The sequence below is a fragment of the Vibrio sp. Vb1574 genome (assembly GCF_033338675.1).
Genome location: NZ_JAWOTC010000196.1, coordinates 1 through 1,428, shown reverse-complemented (window position 1 = coordinate 1,428; position 1,428 = coordinate 1). Strand labels below are relative to the sequence as shown.

The following is a 1,428-nucleotide window of genomic DNA, read 5'->3' as shown; positions in this document are numbered from 1 at the left end:
GTAAACCTGACGACTGGTTAAGCAGACGCATTACGACCGATTCACCGTACTGAGTTGGTAACGTCGACATACGAATATCAATCGATTGACCACGAACTTTGATGTTGAAGCGACCATCTTGTGGCAAACGCTTCTCAGAAATATCCAAGTGCGCCATCAACTTAAGGCGTAATACCAATGCAGAAGCGATGTTCACTTCGTTCAGAATGGTTTCATGCAGCACACCGTCGACACGCTGGCGTAAACGCAGGACTTTATCGTCTGGTTCGATATGGATATCCGATGCACCAACTTGCACCGCGTCTTCAAACATCGAATTAACCAGTTTTACAACGGTGACTTCTTCACTGTCGGCTTCATCGATGCCATAGTCAAAGCTTTGTACGTCTTGGTGCTCGGCTTGTAACTGCTCAGCAAAGGACGCGATCTCTTTGGTACGGCGGTAGTAACGGTCGAAACTGCTGATCAACTGACGCTCAGAGGCAATGATGAACTCAAGGTTGTACTCACCTAGCAAGTTCATTAAAGACTCTTGGGTAAACAGATCCGCCGGATCACTCATCGCAACACGTAGAGTGTCACCATTACGAGCTACCACCATTGCACGTAAACGACGAGCATGCACTTCTGGCAGTATTTGCACCGCATCCGCATCCACTGGAGCACGTCCAAGATCGATCAACGGTAATCCTAGTTGCTGAGACAAAAACTCCAGCATTTGCTTTTCGGTAATAAACCCGAGATCAATCAGGGCATCACCTAATTTTTGTCCGGTACTGCGCTGAGCGGATAGAGCTTGCTGGATTTGATCTTCCGATACGATGCCTTCTTCAACGAGTAGGTCACCTAAGCGTTTTCTCAACTGAATTTTCATTGTGCGCTCTCCAGTTGCTTTAAGATGGTTAATCGATCGCGAATGAAAGCTTGCGACTGATTCGAGATCCCTACTTTACCTAACGCTTCGTTGTAAGAGTTAATCGCAGCAGTAAAAGTGAGCGCTCGCTCTTGCTGAATCGCCAAACCAAGCCACCAGCGGGCATTGTCTGGCTCGCGTTGAGTCAGTAGCAGGTAACTTTCTAATGCGATGTCGTTTTGTTTTTGTTTCTGCGCAAGGGCTGCGCGCATTGCCAAGTAATCTCGACTCGGCATTGGAGGCAAGTGAACCAGTGGGCTCAGTGCCGCAGAAGGCTGATTGGCTTTAACCAATAGCTTCGACAACGCGAGTCTTAGCGGTTGGTTATCCTTATCAAGGTTGATGCCTTCTTGCAGGATTTCGTAAGACTTTCTGGTATCCCCTTTACCGAAATAAAGCGCCGCCAGCTTTTGACGCGTTTCGATATTGCTTGGCTCATAACGCAATGCTTCGGTATAAGCAGAAAGCGCCGTTTCCATATCGTTCGCATCAATGGCTTTTTCTGCTCGACTGAT

At 47.8% G+C, this 1,428-nt stretch carries 2 protein-coding genes; both read right to left on the bottom strand.

From position 1 onward, the window contains the following. Window positions 1-874 (bottom strand): GspE/PulE family protein (locus tag R7O12_RS24755; RefSeq protein WP_318126704.1); only part of this gene is annotated, 874 nt, incomplete at its 3' end. Further along, a partial coding sequence (locus R7O12_RS24750) for a tetratricopeptide repeat protein (RefSeq protein ID WP_411913094.1) occupies window positions 871-1,428 on the bottom strand: 558 nt, incomplete at its 5' end. The genes R7O12_RS24750 and R7O12_RS24755, both read right to left, overlap by 4 nt.